15 protein-coding genes and 2 tRNA genes are annotated in these 13,546 nt (G+C 47.1%); 11 read left to right on the top strand and 6 right to left on the bottom strand.

The features are described 5' to 3' along the window. Positions 1 to 459 precede the first annotated feature (459 nt). The 5 genes from QUA70_RS26705 (at position 460) to QUA70_RS26685 (ending at position 5,900) form a co-directional block, all read left to right on the top strand. On the top strand, positions 460 to 1,128 hold the full coding sequence (locus QUA70_RS26705) for a DUF3318 domain-containing protein (RefSeq protein ID WP_333141663.1): 669 nt from the start codon (positions 460 to 462) through the stop codon (positions 1,126 to 1,128). A gap of 371 nt (positions 1,129 to 1,499) precedes the next feature. Then, positions 1,500 to 2,498 (top strand): sugar transferase, encoded by a 999-nt coding sequence (locus tag QUA70_RS26700; protein ID WP_333329360.1) that lies wholly within the window; start codon positions 1,500 to 1,502, stop codon positions 2,496 to 2,498. Between the two features lie 547 nt (positions 2,499 to 3,045). Further along, positions 3,046 to 3,483 (top strand): ATP-binding protein, encoded by a 438-nt coding sequence (locus tag QUA70_RS26695; protein ID WP_333329363.1) that lies wholly within the window; start codon positions 3,046 to 3,048, stop codon positions 3,481 to 3,483. Between the two features lie 158 nt (positions 3,484 to 3,641). Beyond that, positions 3,642 to 4,910 carry a WcaI family glycosyltransferase gene (locus QUA70_RS26690; RefSeq protein WP_333329366.1) on the top strand — a complete coding sequence of 423 codons (1,269 nt, stop codon included), beginning with the start codon at positions 3,642 to 3,644 and terminating at the stop codon, positions 4,908 to 4,910. A gap of 198 nt (positions 4,911 to 5,108) precedes the next feature. Further along, positions 5,109 to 5,900 (top strand): Uma2 family endonuclease, encoded by a 792-nt coding sequence (locus QUA70_RS26685; RefSeq protein ID WP_333329369.1) that lies wholly within the window; start codon positions 5,109 to 5,111, stop codon positions 5,898 to 5,900. A gap of 163 nt (positions 5,901 to 6,063) precedes the next feature. On the opposite strand, the gene QUA70_RS26680 is transcribed toward QUA70_RS26685, so the two are convergent. The 4 genes from QUA70_RS26680 to QUA70_RS26665 are packed head-to-tail and all read right to left on the bottom strand — an operon-like array spanning position 6,064 to position 8,771. Then, positions 6,064 to 6,975, bottom strand: coding sequence for a DMT family transporter (locus QUA70_RS26680; RefSeq protein WP_333329372.1), 912 nt, complete (start codon positions 6,973 to 6,975; stop codon positions 6,064 to 6,066). Positions 6,976 to 6,987: 12 nt separating this feature from the next. Next, on the bottom strand, positions 6,988 to 8,319 hold the full coding sequence (locus QUA70_RS26675; protein ID WP_333410745.1) for a Na+/H+ antiporter NhaC family protein: 1,332 nt from the start codon (positions 8,317 to 8,319) through the stop codon (positions 6,988 to 6,990). Beyond that, positions 8,319 to 8,615 carry a BrnA antitoxin family protein gene (locus QUA70_RS26670; RefSeq protein WP_333350840.1) on the bottom strand — a complete coding sequence of 99 codons (297 nt, stop codon included), beginning with the start codon at positions 8,613 to 8,615 and terminating at the stop codon, positions 8,319 to 8,321. Before QUA70_RS26670 ends, QUA70_RS26675 begins: the two co-directional genes overlap by 1 nt. A 45-nt stretch (positions 8,616 to 8,660) precedes the next feature. Beyond that, positions 8,661 to 8,771 (bottom strand): hypothetical protein, encoded by a 111-nt coding sequence (locus QUA70_RS26665; protein WP_333410747.1) that lies wholly within the window; start codon positions 8,769 to 8,771, stop codon positions 8,661 to 8,663. Between the two features lie 267 nt (positions 8,772 to 9,038). Between QUA70_RS26665 and yqeK the strand changes: the two genes are divergently transcribed. The 6 genes from yqeK to QUA70_RS26635 all read left to right on the top strand — a co-directional run bounded on the left by yqeK (position 9,039) and on the right by QUA70_RS26635 (position 12,223). After that, positions 9,039 to 9,674 carry a bis(5'-nucleosyl)-tetraphosphatase (symmetrical) YqeK gene (gene yqeK / locus QUA70_RS26660; protein WP_333350842.1) on the top strand — a complete coding sequence of 212 codons (636 nt, stop codon included), beginning with the start codon at positions 9,039 to 9,041 and terminating at the stop codon, positions 9,672 to 9,674. Positions 9,675 to 9,812: 138 nt separating this feature from the next. Further along, entirely contained in the window at positions 9,813 to 10,232 is a 420-nt protein-coding gene (gene rsfS / locus QUA70_RS26655; RefSeq protein WP_333329382.1) for a ribosome silencing factor, read from the top strand. A gap of 2 nt (positions 10,233 to 10,234) precedes the next feature. Further along, on the top strand, positions 10,235 to 10,744 hold the full coding sequence (locus tag QUA70_RS26650) for a CGLD27 family protein (RefSeq protein WP_333329385.1): 510 nt from the start codon (positions 10,235 to 10,237) through the stop codon (positions 10,742 to 10,744). A 180-nt stretch (positions 10,745 to 10,924) separates the two neighbouring features. After that, positions 10,925 to 11,878: an asparaginase gene (locus tag QUA70_RS26645; protein ID WP_333350843.1), complete on the top strand. Its 954-nt coding sequence runs from the start codon at positions 10,925 to 10,927 to the stop codon at positions 11,876 to 11,878. Positions 11,879 to 11,995: 117 nt separating this feature from the next. Continuing rightward, a tRNA-Met gene (locus QUA70_RS26640) sits at positions 11,996 to 12,072 on the top strand. Positions 12,073 to 12,146: 74 nt separating this feature from the next. Next, positions 12,147 to 12,223, top strand: a tRNA-Met gene (locus QUA70_RS26635). 403 nt (positions 12,224 to 12,626) lie between these two features. Here QUA70_RS26635 and QUA70_RS26630 read toward each other — a convergent pair. Together QUA70_RS26630 and QUA70_RS26625 are read right to left on the bottom strand one after the other, a co-directional pair. Continuing rightward, a complete protein-coding gene (locus QUA70_RS26630) occupies positions 12,627 to 12,815 on the bottom strand; it encodes a DUF2949 domain-containing protein (RefSeq protein WP_333109072.1) in 189 nt (62 codons plus the stop codon). A gap of 234 nt (positions 12,816 to 13,049) precedes the next feature. Next, positions 13,050 to 13,433 carry a hypothetical protein gene (locus QUA70_RS26625; RefSeq protein ID WP_333350845.1) on the bottom strand — a complete coding sequence of 128 codons (384 nt, stop codon included), beginning with the start codon at positions 13,431 to 13,433 and terminating at the stop codon, positions 13,050 to 13,052. Positions 13,434 to 13,546: the final 113 nt, after the last annotated feature.

The raw sequence follows: 13,546 nt of genomic DNA, 5'->3' as shown, positions 1-13,546 counted from the left end.
TTTAAACCATCCTAATCTTTCTTCAGTCTTGTCTTATGGTACTTTGGCTGCTTAAAAACTGTCCGGAGTATTGATATTTAAATCCTGGTCAAGTTACTATCGAATATTGAAAGCGGTTAATTAACCTGGCAGAAAGCCCAGGTATAAAAATTGAGAAAACAGCGATAACTTATCCACAAAAAACGCTGTCTTTGCCGAAAAAGATTATCACAGCAGAAGCCAGAAATAGCAGTAGGATAAGTGGTACTGTATCCCTTAGATGAGTGTCAGTCCGTCGCTCAAATACTCCAAAGGAAATGATCGAGTCGGCAGTTGCGATCGCCCCCACAGACTAAAATAAACTAAAATTGCAAGTATTGGTCGATCGACCCCCGTTGCTAGACTAAATTTGCATTAAAGGTTTGCTATACTCCAAAAATAGACACATATTAACCTTTGGAAAATTAATAGGCCGGAGCTATGACATCCTATGCAACCTCTACAGCAAGAGCCGAGATGAGTGAGATCCGGCGCTTGAAAAACATACTGCCCCCAGAACTCCAAAGTTGGGTAACAGTAGAAAAAACAATAGAAGTTAATCCTACCCTGATCCGGAGCGAAGAAATAGGCAAAGACCAGGTAGAAATCCAAATAGACCTGATCCGCTGGGAACAGCTAGCAATGGATCAGCGGAACCTCCTATTTTGGCACGAAGTCGCCAGAATCCAAAACGACACCATCCCCAGAGACGGTTGGGAAATGGCAGCCCTCGCCATTGGTTTAGGTGGCGCCGTCGGCGAACTTTGGGTGCAAGACGGCTTGCTGCTGTTACTAGCCCTATCCCTGTGTGGCGTCTCCGGCTGGAGACTTTTCCAAAAAAACAACGGAGAGAAAAGTTTAAAAGAAGCAGTAGACGCCGACGAAAAAGCCCTAGCCCTAGCCACCCGCTTCGGCTACACTCTCCCAAACGCCTACAAAAGCCTCGGCAGCGCCTTAAAAACCTTAATCGAGCAAACCTCCAAAAAACAGCAGCGGGCTAAATACGAAGCTCGTCTCCAGGCCCTCAAACGCAACGCAGCCAAAGCCAAAGCCAAAGTCAAACCCATCACCCGCGAAACTTCCCAGTCAGAAAACGTCTACAATTCTTAACCTCATCCCCCGACGCTGGTTACGGGGGTTTTCCAGTTAACGGTTAACTGTTGACTTCTGTGTTAGCTGTTAACTGTTAACTGCGGTGGCCCGGTGCAAGACAGGCACGAAAATTATTAACGACCAGATTAATCGGCCTGAATCCACAAAAATCTTGATTCCGATGTCAAAGTTTGGCAGCGACTGCGTTCAAAAATCTTTGGGCCCAAACTGGCACTGGTAGACTCAAGTCTATTTTTGCCTTTGATATCACTCTCGGCGGGCGAGTTTGCAGGCTAGCTTTATAAAGTTTTTATAAAGCTAGCCTAAGCAGGAGTTGCTAGGACAGAATAGGCTAAAGACATCAGCTTGAAATTTGAAACTAGGACTTCATGGTCAGTCACACCCCAGAGGCAGATTTTCGGGTTACGTACTTGGACGAGATTCCCTCAGTTCACATACCCGTGCGCTTGAGCGTACTTGAAGCCGTAAACTTCAAGACAACCTGCCAGCAACTTTTCTCTGGAAGCACCGTTCCCAGCAAAATTGTCCTAGACTTCAGTCAGACGACATTCATAGACAGTAGCGGGATCGGTGCTTTAGTCAGTAATCTGAAATTTGCCAAACAGCGAGATAGCGACTTGGTGCTCCGAAGCCTCAAGCCGCAGGTGATGGCAGTATTTGCTCTCACCAGCCTAGATCAAGTGCTGACGATCGAGCAGCCCTCTGCAACCTCAACTCCCACAGAGACCAACCCCTCGGACAATCAGCTACCGATGACGCACCCCTCAGTGCAATCGTGGGTGAAGCGGCTGATAGATATCGTTGGGGCAATCGTCGGTTTGATAATTACAGGAATTTTGCTCGTACCCATAGCAGCAGCTATCACTATCAACGATCCAGGCCCGATATTTTTCGGTCAAACCCGCTGTGGCTGGATGGGCAGACAATTTCGGATTTGGAAATTTCGATCGATGTGTACCAACGCCGAAGCTATGAAAGCCCAAATCAAAAACCAGGCTTCTGGCGCATTTTTCAAAAATGACAACGACCCGCGGATTACCAAAGTCGGGCGCATCTTACGCAAAACCAGCCTCGACGAACTGCCCCAGTTTTGGAACGTGCTCAAAGGCGAAATGAGTCTAGTCGGCACTAGACCGCCTACCCCAGACGAAGTTGAGCGCTACGAAGTCCCTCAGTGGCAGCGTTTGGATGTCAAACCCGGGATGACAGGGGAATGGCAAGTCAACGGTCGCTCTCAAGTCCGCGATTTTGAAGATGTCATCCGTTTAGATTTAAAATACCAACAAAACTGGAGCCTGGTGTATGACCTCAAACTAATTGTCAAAACTGTAACAGTCCTGTTTAACAAAAATAGTGGCGCTGTGTAGGAACCCTCAACAACCCACCGCTGAACTTTGAGGTGCTGTTGCCGACGAGGGGCGGGAACTCGAACTTGATACTTAGTCAAGCAGACGATCGCTAGCGATACCTACGTTAGCATTAAGTGTTAAAATTCACACGCCCAGAAAATGCACAGCTAGTTGCCAGCTCTGCATTCAGAGCATTAATAATTAGCAGCTTGCGAGTTCGAGCTCATACTCGAATGATCCCAGCATGATTTTCGAGGACGAGAAGAACTCACCTGTGTTTAGAAAAGTAGCGACTGCTAACACGGTCGAAGCTTAAATCACTGCCTCGCAAGCTGACTCGGGAATTATCCCTATTTAAACGCCCTACCGAGGCGGGTTACAGTATCGGAAGTCTCTCATTTGCTGTGCGAGTAAATGGTGCGAAAGGAATGCTCACCTTGAGGCAAAACGGGCTTCTTCAACTCAAGCTTGACTTAACTAATATGTTGCCAAGACCTTGCCCTCCTTTTTCTCTCCCTCCCCCGCTGAGTACAGCGGTGGTGGGGGCCGACCAGGGGGAAGAAAGATGAAAGACAAGCAACCAAAGGCCGAGTGGCACCTGCAGGTTGAAACAGACCTGAATGCTTTAACATCCGTTTTGGAATGGTTGGAGAATATCGTTTTGCCCATGATACCAGCGGATTTCTGGTGGCAGTGCCGCCTGATAATCAACGAAGGCTTTACAAACGCTGTCCGCCACGCTCACCTGAACTTGCCGCCCGCGACGCCCATAGACATTGAGGTAAAAGTGTTTGCTGATTACTTAGAAATTAGGATTTGGGACAGGGGTCAACCCTTCAACTTAGAAGCAAAGCTGCACTCGATCATGCAAGAGCAGCGCGATCCTTTGGACAGAGAAGGAGAAAGGGGATTGGTGTTCATGTACAAGCTCACAGACGACCTTCGGTATATCCGTACCGACGATCGCCGCAACTGCCTGGTAATGCGAAAAAACATTACCTGAGGGCGCGATACCCGCCCGGTCAGGGCGGCTTTCGCAAGGAGTGGAAGATCCCCTCGCCCCCTATTGTCCTACCGGGAACCCAACCAAATCCTCTGCAATTCTGCGGGTGTAGGCTCGATGCACGCGGCTGCAGGACAATTTGCTTCAAAATAAATATTATGCGTATTCTAATTTATTCCTATAACTACTATCCAGAGCCGATCGGCATTGCCCCCCTAATGACAGAACTAGCGCAAGGCTTAGTCAAGCGGGGGCACCAAGTCCGAGTCGTCACAGGAATGCCCAACTATCCGCAGCGCCGGATTTATCCGCAATATGAGGGCAAATTTTACCTCACCGAAGAACACAACGGCGTCACAATTCAGCGCAGCTATCTGCGCGTCAACGGTCCCCACCCCACCCTCCTAGACCGACTTTTGCTAGACGGCAGTTTTGTCGTCTCCAGCGCAGTCCAAGCCTTCAGAGGCTGGCGTCCCGACGTAATTTTCTCGACCATGCCCCCTTTACCGATTTGCGTCCCAGTCGCCTTTTACGGCTGGATTCGCGCTTGCCCGATCGTCCTCAACGTTCAGGATATCGTCTCAGAAGCAGCCGTGCGCGTCGGCTTGGTCAAAAAAAATGGACTGCTAGTTCGCATTGCTGACGCTTTGGAAAAATTGGCCTACAGCACAGCCAGCCAAGTCAGCGTCATCGACAGCGGTTTTATCAAAAAATTGCACTCTCAGGGAGTACCCCCGGACAAAATAGTTTGCGTTCCCAATTGGGTTGATGTTAATTTCATTCGCCCCTTACCCAAAGAAAATAACTCATTTCGAGAAACTCACAAACTCCAGGGCAAATTTGTCGTTCTCTATGCTGGGAATATTGCCCTCACTCAAGGCTTGCAAACAGTTGTCCAAGCCGCGGCTCGTTTGAAACATATACCCGAAATCGCTTTTGTAATTGTGGGGGAATTAACAGCACTCGCCCGCTTGCAACAAGATTGCGAAACTTACAAAGCTAATAATGTAATGTTGCTGCCATTTGAACCGCGAGAAAAATTGCCCGAATTGTTAGCTGCTGCTGATGTTAGTTTAGTAGTACAAAAGCGCCGCGTTACTAACTTCAATATGCCTTCAAAAATTCAAGTAATTCTCGCCAGCGGTCGGGCAATTTTGGCGTCGGTTCCAGAAACTGGTACGGCCCAGAAAGCAGTGCAGCAAAGCGGTGGCGGGGTGGTGGTAGCGCCGGAAGATTCGCAGGCTTTGGCTGATGCTGTTGAGGATTTGTACTTGCACCCTGCTAAGGTGGATGCGTTGGGCGAGCAAGGCCGAAATTATGCTGTGGAGAATTACGGATTTGAGGAAGCTTTGAATCATTATGAGGCTTTATTTGCGGCGGTGGCAGCGAGTCATGCTGAGAAAATATTGGCACCGCTGCCAAAATAAGATAAGCGGTTGAAACCGCTCCTACACAACCTTTCATCCCTATCTAAGAGACTAAAGAATTAAGGGGGTAGTTAAACTCGATTTGATATTACCTTTTTCCCAATTCTCAATTACCTTTTTCCCAATTCCCTTTTTCCCAATTCCCTTTTTCCCAATTCCCAATTACCTTTTTCCCAATTACCTTTTTCCCAAAATATTATGAAATTCACCCTGAATGTAGAAAACAACCCTACAGGCTGGCCTGACCACACTCAGCTACCAGAATCAGACGGTACTTTTGTGAAAAATTTTCAAGAACATCCCCAAAGCATTCTGTTAACCGATTCAATTACTCCCGTCCTCGAAAGAATTCATCCAGACGCTAACTACTGTATCGGTCAAGACAGCGGGATTTATTGGCGATTAACTGACCCGCTAGAACGGGGTGCAGAAGCACCAGATTGGTTTTATGTGCCCGATGTCCCGCCAACCATTGACGGTCAATTGCGCCGTTCTTATGTGATGTGGCAAGAATTGATTGCACCGTTAATTGTGTTAGAATTTGTATCGGGCAATGGTGCCCAAGAACGGGACAGAACGCCTTTATTGCGTTCCGGTCAACAGGAAACTAAGCCGGGTAAATTCTGGATTTATGAAAATGTCATCCGTCCGGCATTTTATGGCATTTATGAGGTAAGCAAGGCGAGTGTAGAAGTCTATTATCTGATGGAAAATAGGTATCGATTGGTTGCTGTAAATGAACGCGGTCATTATCCGATTGAACCGTTGGGAGTTGAATTGGGAATTTGGCAAGGAAGGTATCAAAATGTAGATTTGCCTTGGTTGCGCTGGTGGGACAGTGAAGGGAATTTGCTGTTGGCGGGATCTGAAAGAGCCGATGTAGAACACCAAAGGGCCGATGTAGAACAGCAAAGAGCCGATCGAGCAGAACAAGAATTAGAGCAATTGCGGGCGCAGTTGCGATCGGCTGGAATTCAACCGGAATTGTGAGCGAAATCTTGACTGGGAGGTGACTGACCAGAAGTGTCCGGTTAAAGAATTATCATTAACTTTGTAGTGACGGAAGTCCTCAAATCCCGCCCATTGCCGATCGCCAACAATTTTATTATAGTCATTAACCGGACATGATATGAAATAAGGTGCGTACATCATATCATTCTTTCTGTCTGTTGCTAATTTCTGCAAGGCTTGGTTCTGTGCGGTTAGTAATAATAATGCCGCAGACGATCGCCAACGTACTAAAAATATGCACCCACGAAATCGCTTCACCGAGAAACAGCCGCGCAGCAATACCGCTAAAAACCGGAATCAGGTAATAGATTAAGGCCGTGCGGTTCGGGCCAATGAGGGCGATCGCCTGATTCCACGCTAGAAACGCCACCACCGACGAAAGAACCCCTACATAAAGTAACGCCAGGGCGATCGAACGATTGAATACCACAGGGTGATAAATCCAACATTCCAGTGCATAGAAGGGCGATAAAAACAACAGCCCCAAGCTAAAAGTGCATAAAGTGAAAGTTGTCATCCGCAGGTTGGGTGGCTTGCGCTTTACTAGCATAGTGTAGCCAGCAAAGATGATAGATGCTAGCAACATATACAGATCGCCGATCGCAAAGGAAATGCTCAGCAGCCTTTCTAACGAGCCTCCCGCGATTAACAATACAACACCGCTGACGGCGATCGCAATGCCGACAGCGCGCGTTAACGAGATAAGTTCTCCGTAAAAAAAACGAGACATAAGTACAATAAAAACCGGAGAAGAAGTGGCAATTAACGCCATATTCACCGCCAGAGTTGTGTGACCGGCAACGTAAATCAAAGTGTTAAAAGCAGTCACGCCTAACAGCGCCGATACAGTCAAGTAAGGGAGATATTTTTGAATCAATTTCCAGTCAGAAACGGCCGCCCGCACGGTGAATGGAGCCAAAGTTGCCACAGCAATCGCCCATCGCCAGAAAGCTAGACCGAACGGCAAAATATCCTGATTCAAAGCTCTAGCAACGATGAAGTTTCCCGCCCAAATAACAGTCGCAATTACTGCAAAAAAATAACCGAGTGACATTCTCTTATTCATTTAGTGGGGGTGATTTTTATGAGAATGTTTAAGCAGCTTCGTTTGAATTAAGTTAAATAAGGGAATGAGATATAAATAAAAGGCATAAGGGATAAAATCTGAATTCACACTCAAGACAGTTGCAGGCACTAATCCGGCAATATTCCAAGGGATTAATGGAGAAATCACAACAGCGGTATTTTCCAAGTCTACAGCGAGTTGATAATCATCTAATCCATCTTTTCGGTATTTTTCTTCTACTAACTGATGAGTCAGGAGAATTGCGATAGTTTGGGTACAGCCAAATGCTGCTGATAAAATGCTAATTACTGTCGTCCCTAAAAATAAATCGCCTCTCGTTCGAGCTTTGTTTAGATACACTTCAATAAATTCTAGCGTTCTCGTCCCCGCAAAAATGCCGGCAAAGGCTGTCGATACAATCACAACTGTTGAAACTTTGAGCATCGACAAAATGCCTCCTCCCGCCACAATATCTTTTAAACTAGAAGTTGATTCTAACTTAAATCCGGTGAGCGCGAATTGCAGAATGTCGATCGGCGAATAACCTTGAACGAAAATGGCGATCGCACTTCCAGCAATTATACTAACAGCCATCGCGATTTTGACTTCGACTCGCAGCACACAAAGGATGAGAATTGTCAAGGCTGGCAGCAAAGTTATCGAGTTAAGATTGAAGGCGGTGCCTAGTTCCAAAGCCAAATTGTTGCCCGAAAGTTCTACGGGATTTAAAAAAGATAAAATTAAATACAAGAGGCTGGAAACTATCAGCGGTAATAAGCCTGTCACGGTCATGTTTTTGAGATTAGTATAAATTTCGGTTTTGGTAATGATGGCAATCAAATTAGCGCTCGAAGACATCGGAGAACACCGATCGCCAAAATAAGCTCCGGCAACAATTGCCCCCGCAATCATATTGGGATTGACACCGCTGCCGCGTGCCGCGATCGTTAACGCAATGCCGATCGTGCTCGCAGTCCCAAAGGAAGTTCCCAGCAGCACAGAAACAATGCTAGTTAAGATAAACGCCGAAAAGATAAAATACTGAGGGCTAATCAATTTAATTCCCCAATATACGAGAACCGGAACCGTCCCCGCAGCCATCCAGACAGCCATCACAGCCCCGATTAAAAGTAAAATACCGATTACTGAAAAAGATTTTTGACTGCCAGTAACAGCCATTTCTATCAAGCTTGTTAGCGGAAATCCTCTTCTCAACAAAACGGCAATCAAAATTACCATCGAAGCCAGAAGTGGAGCAACTATAAAATAACTTTTGAGGGCACTCACTAAAAGTAGAATAAATGAAATAATTACAAAAAATAGCAAATCCATTATTGATGGGCTTTCATGTATTCTCTTAGTAAGGCGTTGATCTGAGTTTGATAACCACGACCTTGAGATTTAAACCACTCCAAAACATCACTGTCAATGCGTAAAGTCACTTGAGCTTTAGTCTTAGGGTTAGGCAAGCCTCGCCGAACTACGGCTTTAGCGAACATTTCAGGCGTAATTTCAGGGCAATCAGAGAAATCAATATCTTCATCAGTCATGGCATCTAGACGTTCCCAGTCAGTTTGAGATTTGCTCGAAGTAAATTCGTTGTTCATATTTGTTTGCTTTTCTAGCATAAACAATGCGGGTACATTCCTCTCGTTCTGTATGGACGATAGCGACTACTCGCCCTTGCAACACAAACCAAAAGTCACAAACCTTTGCTCCCCATAACTGAATCGTTCGTCCTCAACTGTTACGATTTCTCCATCAAAAACTAATGGAACATCGATAAAGTCAATTCCATGTTTGCTAAGGTTGGTAAGACGTTTAGTCTCATCCCACTCAAATTCTATACCTTGATTGTCACTAGATATTGTAACTACAATTTGTAGTTACAGACCCTCACTTTATCACATCTTTGAATTGCTCGGGTAGAGCCGATCGCCTCCTTCACCTCTCCCCATCCCAGATGTCACCGCACCCCTGTCAGACGACGCAGCAGCCGATCGAAACAAAACGCTAAAATACTAGATATCACACAATTTCGGAGTTAATATTTGACACTTGCACCCGCGCGCGAAATCATCCTAGCTTGGCTCTCTGAGCGCGTTCCTGCTGCCCGCATCACACATATCCTCGGAGTCGAACAGACAGCAGGTGACTTGGCTCGCCATTACGGCCTCGACGAAGCCAAAGCTCGATCGGCCGGTTTGTTGCACGATTTGGCAAAATACTTCAAACCTCCACTGCTGCTGCAAATGGCAAGGGCGGAAGGTTTAGAGTTAGACTCAGTATTGGAAGCAAACCCGCATTTGCTGCACGCAGACGCGAGCGCGATCGTCGCCAGAGACGAATTCGGGGTAGTCGATCGAGAAATTTTGGACGCAATCGCCAATCACACCCTCGGCCGACCAAACATGAGTCAGCTCAGTTGTACCGTATTTGTAGCAGATAGCATAGAGCCGAGCCGCGGCAACACAGCCCAACTAGAAGCTCTGCGCGAGGCAAGCTTGCAAAATCTTTATGCAGCCGTGTGGCAAAGTAGCGATTATTCTCTTAAATATTTGCTAGAAACTCGCTGCTACATCCACCCCCGCACCGTACTTACGCGCAATTGGGCGCTGCAAATGGCCCGCGAATCGCAGGTAACAGGAAATTCGACGGGGAAGTCGATCGAACAAATCACAAGTTAAAAGTAAAATTTACCAGCAATCCTGTCCTTACTTTTGGCTTCAGCCTAACTCCTACTTCCCGTCTCAAACAGCCAACAACCGATGGCCAAAGCGCACCCATTCCCCCGAACCCCTATCAATTAGGAAATTAAACACTTAATGTCAGATCTAACTCAACTCGAATACTCCAGGGCCCAGTCTACAGCAACGGACGGCACCTCCCAAGACGAAGCCCGTGGCCTGATCATGACCGTTGCCCAAGCAGCCGATGACCGCAAAGCAGTAGATATTGTATTGCTCCGGGTGTCAGAAGTATGCTTTTTGGCAGACTACTTTGCGATCGTCACCGGGTTTTCCAATGTGCAGGTACGAGCCATCTCCCAAGCGATAGCAGACCAAGTGGAAGAAGAGTGGCAACGCTTGCCACTGCGTACACAAGGGCTATCAGACGCAAGTTGGGTCGTCATGGACTACGGCGACGCGATTATTCACATTTTGAAGCCTCAAGAGCGCGAATTCTACAATTTAGAAGCGTTCTGGGGACACGCCGAACGCATTGACTTTTCCCCCGCGCCGTGAGGATGGCTAATGTGAAAGACGTTTCTGCTTCTATTTGTCCGGTTCCGCAAGAACAGCGACCCATCAATGAATACCAAGAACTTAAAGAATCCTGGTTTTTTAGCTGGGTAACACTCAATTGGCCCGGATACCTGGCAAAACTAGCTTGGGTGTGGGCTTGGAGTTGCTTGGTATCTGGGCCGATAGCTGCTTCTAGCTTTGCTCCTGTCAAGTATCCAGCTAAGTTTGTCCTGTGCGGTGCCGCAGGTGCCGGTTTTATTCTAGGATTAGCTTTGCTGCGACTCTACTTGGGTTGGTTCTACGTGCGATCGCGCCTTTCAAATCCCACGGTCGTCTACGAAGAGTCTGGCTGGTACGATTGTCAATCTTGGCCTAAAACTCCCGAAGTTTTGCTTCAAGACCAGTTGATTGTCAACTACCAACTAGAACCAATTCTCAGGCGTCTGCGGCAGACATTTTATGGTTTGACAGTATTGCTGGTTGCCGGGGGACTAACTTGGAGTTGTTTGTAATCGGGAATGCAAGGGAGTTTTGAGTTTTGAGATAGCCGCGCACAGCCAACAACACACACGGGGTGCATGAGTCAGAAACGATCGCAGAAAGATTAACTTTACAACTCGTAACTGGCAGCTCGCAACTCCTAACTTCCTCAACCCCAATCTAAAATCTAAAATCTAAAATCTAAAATTGATATGACAAGGGGAAAACGAACCCAAGCTCCCGAACTGGAAGTCACATTGCTGCGCGAAGGTATTGTGGAATCGAGGCACCGCGCCCAGGCCGCTGTCTGCGACAACCGCGGGCGCGTTCTCTCTGTTGCTGGTAACTCGGAAACGGCTTCATTTGTCCGTTCTTCACTCAAGCCTTTTCAAGCTTTGGCTGTGACGGGGACTGGCACTTTAGAACGCTACGAATTGACCGATCGAGATTTAGCGATTATTTGCAGTTCCCATCAAGGTACGATCGAGCAATCGCGCCAGGTATTTAACGTCCTGTGGCGCTGCGACATTGACCCCTCTAAACTTCAATGCCCCATTCCCGCAGGCAAAAAGAGCGCCCTGCAATACAACTGTTCCGGCAAACACGCGGGAATGCTGGCTGTCTGCCAGCAACTGCACTGGCCTCTGGACAATTATTTACGCCGCAAACATCCTGTCCAACAGCTTATTTTGGGCAAAGTGGCTGACTTGCTGGCAATGCCTGCCGAAGAGTTTATCAGCGCTCGCGACGACTGCGGTGCTCCTACCTATCTGTTGCAGTTGGGGCAAATGGCGTCTTTGTACGCTAAGTTGGCTTCCGGCGACAATGTGGAGATGGAGCGGATTGTCCGCGCTATGACTCATCACCCAATGATGGTTGCGGGTGAGGGCAAATTTGACACAGAACTGATGCGCTTGACTCAAGGGGAATTGGTGAGCAAGTCCGGCGCCGAAGGGGTGCAGTGCATTGGCCGCGTTGGCGAAGGCATGGGCTTGGCAATTAAGGTGACGGATGGGGGAAAGCGGGCTCAATTTGCTGTGGCGATTCACTTGCTCAAGCAGTTGGGGTGGATTACTCCGACGATCGCCGAAACTCTTTCGGAGACTTACCTGACTCTTAGCGAGTTCAAGCGCTTGGAGGTAATCGGGGAAGTTTCGATGCTTTAGGGCGATCGAGACTCTGATCCGATTTCAGCAACCCCTCCCACAATCTAAAAAGTTTTTTTGATTTAGGGGTTGCAATTTTCAGAAAGATATGTTTATATTAGAAAAGAGATAAAACGACGCGGGATAGAGCAGCCTGGTAGCTCGTCGGGCTCATAACCCGAAGGTCAGTGGTTCAAATCCACTTCCCGCCACCAAATTCAAGCGAACCCTGTAATCTTTAAGGTTTCAGGGTTTTGTTTTTGGAAACTACTAGAGAGAGACAAAGCGACGCGGGATAGAGCAGCCTGGTAGCTCGTCGGGCTCATAACCCGAAGGTCAGTGGTTCAAATCCACTTCCCGCCACCAAATTTGATAAGACAAGCCCCGGCAGCCTAAAGGTTGCTGGGGTTTGTTTTATACCGTCTGTTTGATGCCTTCTGCGATCGCCTCTTCGAGAGATTGAAAGCAGTTTATTTTAGTCTGCAAAAAAAATGAGGACACAGCAGTGCTGTGTCCCTACCGGATATTTGTGTTTTTCTTAAACGGAAAAGATAAGACCGATCCTCAACTTCAACACTTAACAAAAAAAGAGGACACAGCAGTGCTGTGTCCCTACCGGATATTTGTGTTTTTCCCAAACGGAAAATATAAGACCGATCCTCAACCTCAAGACTTAACCCCATACTTTTCGACGATTGTTTATGCAAGCTTTATTTGTCAAAAATGTGCAATCCGATATCCCTATTTTTTAAATCAGGATTTTAAATTGCTAAATCGGCTGAGCTTCCAACCAATCAAAAATCAAGTTTAACTGTTCCAATGTCACTAACCCGTACTGCCACAGAACCATAGGCAGTTGGCTGGCATCTTGTTCACCGTGTCGGAGAGCAACGGCGATGGCAGAATTCGATATTGCCAACTCTCCCCGCAAATAATCGATCAGTTGAGCCTTTCTCATCACCTTCACCGCCAGTTTTATGTGCTATTGTAAAGATCTGTATCTAATCGGTCTGTATCGGAAGTTTAATTGGTCTAATTTTAGGTTCACAATAGAGAACCAGGTGTGATGGAAACCGCACAAAACTGGTGATAAAACTCAGATAAAAAAGCGATCGCAGTCACAATTACTCCGAGAATCAAAAATTAGGTCCCGCGATCGCTCGTTTGCTTCACTTCAATTGATTTTAAATTGCTAAAGTCCAAGCTGAAGTTGAACTCCTGCTTCTGTGCCACTGTCGGTTTGTTTGGGAGGTAAAGGATTTCCTTGACGCTGGGCGTCCGAAGGAGTAGTGATAAATTCCAATGGGCCCTCGATTTTGAGGCGAAATGTGTCGCCCAAGCTGCTTTCCCTTCTAGCAGAATTAGCCGCCGTTTCAGGTTCACCAATCAAGTTTTGGTAGTCCGAGTCTAAGGTTCTGTCCTCCACAGTCCTCAACGACTCCCCAGATAAAGTCGTTTCCGAATTTTGGGGCGCTGGTTGCAGTCTTTGTTGGGCGAGAACCGCCGGGGTCAAACCGATAAAAATTGAGCTCAGTCCGAGAGCAGTGCCAAGAGTAGCAATAACTGCGTTCATCATCCATGCCTCCGCTAGTTGCATCCTACTATGCTTATTTTACTGGAGTTTAGACTAAACAGCTATTAAATCGCGATCGTCACTGCACTCACCAACGGCAACGGTCGCTGGTGATA

It is taken from the genome of Microcoleus sp. LAD1_D5 (assembly GCF_036702115.1).
Taxonomy (GTDB): Bacteria; Cyanobacteriota; Cyanobacteriia; order Cyanobacteriales; family Microcoleaceae; genus Microcoleus.
Note: the sequence above shows the minus strand (reverse complement) of the source record. Positions and strands in the feature narration are given on the sequence as shown.

Bases quoted from the DNA above. Each gene is read 5' to 3' on its own strand.
- QUA70_RS26705 (WP_333141663.1), top strand. From the start codon at position 460: ATGACATCCTATGCAACCTCTACAGCAAGAGCCGAGATGAGTGAGATC.
- QUA70_RS26700 (WP_333329360.1), top strand. From the start codon at position 1,500: ATGGTCAGTCACACCCCAGAGGCAGATTTTCGGGTTACGTACTTGGAC.
- QUA70_RS26695 (WP_333329363.1), top strand. From the start codon at position 3,046: ATGAAAGACAAGCAACCAAAGGCCGAGTGGCACCTGCAGGTTGAAACA.
- QUA70_RS26690 (WP_333329366.1), top strand. From the start codon at position 3,642: ATGCGTATTCTAATTTATTCCTATAACTACTATCCAGAGCCGATCGGC.
- QUA70_RS26685 (WP_333329369.1), top strand. From the start codon at position 5,109: ATGAAATTCACCCTGAATGTAGAAAACAACCCTACAGGCTGGCCTGAC.
- QUA70_RS26680 (WP_333329372.1), bottom strand. From the start codon at position 6,975: ATGTCACTCGGTTATTTTTTTGCAGTAATTGCGACTGTTATTTGGGCG.
- QUA70_RS26675 (WP_333410745.1), bottom strand. From the start codon at position 8,319: ATGGATTTGCTATTTTTTGTAATTATTTCATTTATTCTACTTTTAGTG.
- QUA70_RS26670 (WP_333350840.1), bottom strand. From the start codon at position 8,615: ATGCTAGAAAAGCAAACAAATATGAACAACGAATTTACTTCGAGCAAA.
- rsfS (WP_333329382.1), top strand. From the start codon at position 9,813: ATGTCAGATCTAACTCAACTCGAATACTCCAGGGCCCAGTCTACAGCA.
- QUA70_RS26650 (WP_333329385.1), top strand. From the start codon at position 10,235: ATGGCTAATGTGAAAGACGTTTCTGCTTCTATTTGTCCGGTTCCGCAA.
- QUA70_RS26645 (WP_333350843.1), top strand. From the start codon at position 10,925: ATGACAAGGGGAAAACGAACCCAAGCTCCCGAACTGGAAGTCACATTG.
- QUA70_RS26630 (WP_333109072.1), bottom strand. From the start codon at position 12,815: ATGAGAAAGGCTCAACTGATCGATTATTTGCGGGGAGAGTTGGCAATA.
- QUA70_RS26625 (WP_333350845.1), bottom strand. From the start codon at position 13,433: ATGATGAACGCAGTTATTGCTACTCTTGGCACTGCTCTCGGACTGAGC.